The sequence below is a fragment of the Ruegeria sp. BHSB064 genome, assembly GCF_059613205.1.
The window spans coordinates 1-3,590 of sequence record NZ_JBXWSB010000217.1 but is presented as its reverse complement, the minus strand read 5'-3'; the positions used below and the strand labels follow the sequence as shown (position 1 = coordinate 3,590).

Sequence of the window (3,590 nt, the reverse complement as noted above, 5' to 3'; positions counted from 1 at the left end):
GATGCGGGTTATCCCGAACCCCGGCCCCGGCAATTTCGGCCTGCTGCCCAACGGGGTGTTCTGCATCCGCGACGGGCGCGCCGATGTGTTCGAGACGCTGGATTTCGTGGATCAGACGCCGGACTGTCGCTTTGCCACCCAATCCGGCCCGATGCTGGTGATCGATGGCGAACTGCACCCGCGCTTTTTGCCTGATTCGACCTCGCGCTATATCCGCAACGGTGTTGGCACGAGCGCCGATGGCACGCGGGCCGTTTTTGCGATCTCAGAAGATTATGTCACCTTCCACGAATTCGGCAGCCTGTTCCGCGATGTGCTGGACACTCCGAATGCGCTGTTTCTGGATGGCAATATCTCACGAATGTATGACCGGGCAGGCAATCGCTCGGATCTGGGGTTCTCGTTGGGGCCCATCGTCGGCGTGGTCGAGGATATGCCTGCAAATTGACAGGGCGGGTGTGATCCGCTAACCCGCGCGCCTCAGCAAAAGGCAAGGTGCAAGATGGGACGCAAACGCAAGGGTCGCGACATTTCCGGTTGGCTGGTGGTGGACAAGCCTGCGGGCATGACCTCTACGTCGGTGGTCAATAAGGTGCGTTGGGCGATGGATGCCAAAAAGGCGGGCCATGCGGGCACATTGGACCCCGAAGCAACAGGCGTTCTGGCTGTGGCCTTGGGCGAGGCGACAAAAACCGTTCCCTATATCACCGATGCGCTGAAAGCCTACACCTTCACCGTGCGGCTGGGGCAGGCTACCAATACCGACGATGCGGAGGGCGAAGTGATTGCCCAAAGCGATGCGCGCCCCTCGGATGAGGACATCAAACAGGCGCTGACCCCGTTTTTGGGCGACATCATGCAGGTTCCGCCTAAGTTTTCTGCCGTGAAGATCGACGGCCAGCGCGCTTATAAACTGGCCCGCGATGGTGAGGATGTAGAACTGACCGCCCGACCCCTTTGGGTCGAGGAACTGATCCTTGTCGACCGACCGGACGCAGACCACGTGGTGCTAGAGATGACCTGCGGCAAGGGTGGCTATGTGCGCTCAATCGCTCGCGATCTGGGTGAGGCATTGGGATGCCGCGGCCACGTCAAGGAACTGCGCCGCATCTGGTCCGGCCCGTTTGAGGCCGAAGACGGCCTGACCATCGAACAGATCGACGAGATGGCCAAGACCACCGCGCTGGACGCGTATCTGCACCCGCTTGAAACCGGCCTGTCGGACCTGCCCGAGCTGAAATGCACGGTCGAAGGTGCTACGCGTCTGCGCAACGGCAATCCGGGCATGGTACTGGCGTCAGATGTGGAGTACGGCGATGAAGCCTGGGCCTCGCTGGACGGCAAAGCGGTGGCTGTGGGCATCTACAAATCAGGCGAATTGCATCCGAGCCGGGTGTTCGTCGCTTAAGTCCCGTGTTAGGCGGTTGGCATGATCACCCGAACACATACCAAGGGCGACGCGCCCTCGACCGCGGTTTATTCCGATTGCGAAAACTATCGCTATAGCCTGACCCGCGTCTGGGATCCAAAGGGGCAGAAGGCATTGTTTGTGATGCTGAACCCATCGACCGCGACCGAGGTGCAGAATGACCCCACGGTGGAACGTTGCGAACGGCGTGCGCGGGCTTTGGGGTTTGGCGCGTTTCAGGTGACCAACATCTTTGCCTGGCGCGACACCGATCCGCGCAAGATGCGCGCCGCCGCCGAGCCGGTCGGGCCTGCGAATGACAAAGCTATTCTGGACGGCGTGGAATGGGCCGATCAGGTTATCGCCGCGTGGGGCACCCACGGCGCACATCTGGACCGTGGCCCGGCAGTTGAACAGCTATTGAGGGCAACCGGTCAACCCCTGTTCCATCTAGGTCTAACAAAAGACGGCCACCCCAAGCACCCCCTTTACATCGCCTACACTCAGCAGCCTGAGCTGTGGTGATAAAGTATTAACCATTTCAATAGCTTGCCTTTGACCTCACTGTCCCCGGCATGAGACATTCACCCTCGGAGCATTGTGCTATCGGAGGTGTGTCATGTTTCTGGCCGGATTGATCGGACTGGCCGCCATTGGCGGTGCAGCCTACGCGATGAGCGACATGCTGATCGAAGACGAGGACACGTCAGAAGACATTCCCGAAGATGAGCCGCAATCCGAAGCCGAAACCGGGGAATTCCTGGATATCGGCGAAAATGTCGAAGACCCCGTTGTAACCGAAGTCGAACCCCTGTCGACCGGGATCGTCCTTTCCGAATTCGAAGGCGATCTGGTGATAGCTGGAGATGAAGGCCCGGACATCATCACCGGCGGGGACGGTGTGGATCAGATCAACGGCTATGGCGGTGAAGATACGGTCCACGGGGGCAAGGGGGATGACGTCCTGCATGGCGGCGACGGGATGGATACCATCTATGGCGGGCCGGGCAACGATGTCCTGCATGGCGAAGCGGATGATGATCGGCTGTTTGGGGACACGGGCGATGATGCGCTGTTCGGGCATTTCGGCGACGACACTCTGGACGGTGGTGAGGGCGAAGATGAGCTTTATGGCGGTCAGGGAGACGATACTTTGACAGGCGGGGCCGGTGACGACGCGCTACAAGGCGGATTTGGGGATGACGTCCTGACCGGAGACGCAGGTGAGGATGCAATTTTTGGCGGCGACGGGGACGATTTTGTATTCGGCATCGAAGACGGTGCAGCCGAACAGGATTTCCTGAACGGTGGTGCCGGAAATGACACCCTTGTTGCAGGCAGCGGCGACGTTGTGACCGGCGGTCAGGGGGCCGATGACATCGTCGTGGGACAAGGTGAAGACGATATCACTGTCATGGGGTTCCAGCCGGGTGAGGATAAGTTGCTTGTCACCTGGGAGGACGAAGCCGAGCCTGAAATTACCGTTGAACCTGACGCGGAAGACTCCAATCTTACGCGGGTGATCATCGACGGTCAGGAAGTGGCGCAGGTTTATGGTGCCGAAGGGATGACGGCAGCCGATATCCAACTGATCACCGAAGCCCAACTGGAACAGTATGGGCAGATGGTCTGAGCCCGCAGATTCCCTTTGCCATTTGCCCAAAATGCGCCTATACGCGCCCATCCGCATCGGAATCGGTGCGGTTTTCTCCATGGGCCTGTGCTGGACGACATCCCGGCCTGCGCCATTAACTCTAACCTTTGAAGGAGACCCCGATGTCGATCACTGCCGCTGAAAAAGCACGCGTCATGCAAGAATTCGCAACCAAAGAAGGCGACACCGGTTCGCCTGAAGTACAGGTTGCCATCCTGACCTCGCGCATCAACACACTGACCGAGCACTTCAAGACCCACAAAAAAGACAACCACGGTCGTCGAGGTCTGCTGAAAATGGTTGCTCAGCGCCGTAAGCTGCTGGACTACCTGAAGGGCAAAGAAGAAGCGCGTTACCAGGACCTGATCAAAAAGCTGGGCATCCGCCGCTAAGTTCGGATCGCATCGCTTTAAGATTTCAAATGCCCGCCACTTTGGCGGGCGTTTTTTTGCGCGGGTCAATCAGTTAGGATTCAGGTGCGCTCAATCAGGATGGTCGCGCTCATATTCCATGCGTGCGCTTTTGACC

5 protein-coding genes are annotated in these 3,590 nt (G+C 58.9%); all 5 read left to right on the top strand.

What is annotated here, in order from left to right; genetic code table 11:
* The coding region (locus AC2FNU_RS24310; protein ID WP_496793988.1) for a phosphodiester glycosidase family protein at window positions 1-448 on the top strand (448 nt) is incomplete at its 5' end.
* 54 nt (window positions 449-502) lie between these two features.
* A complete protein-coding gene (gene truB, locus AC2FNU_RS24305; RefSeq protein WP_496793984.1) occupies window positions 503-1,408 on the top strand; it encodes a tRNA pseudouridine(55) synthase TruB in 906 nt (301 codons plus the stop codon).
* Window positions 1,409-1,429: 21 nt separating this feature from the next.
* The gene (locus AC2FNU_RS24300; RefSeq protein ID WP_496793981.1) at window positions 1,430-1,933 is read left to right on the top strand and encodes a DUF1643 domain-containing protein; all 504 of its coding nucleotides are present in this window, start codon (window positions 1,430-1,432) and stop codon (window positions 1,931-1,933) included.
* Window positions 1,934-2,027: 94 nt separating this feature from the next.
* The gene (locus tag AC2FNU_RS24295; protein WP_496793977.1) at window positions 2,028-3,041 is read left to right on the top strand and encodes a calcium-binding protein; all 1,014 of its coding nucleotides are present in this window, start codon (window positions 2,028-2,030) and stop codon (window positions 3,039-3,041) included.
* A gap of 143 nt (window positions 3,042-3,184) precedes the next feature.
* Complete coding sequence (rpsO, locus tag AC2FNU_RS24290) at window positions 3,185-3,454, top strand: 30S ribosomal protein S15 (protein ID WP_170329634.1); 270 nt, start codon at window positions 3,185-3,187, stop codon at window positions 3,452-3,454.
* The last annotated feature ends 136 nt before the right edge of the window (window positions 3,455-3,590 follow it).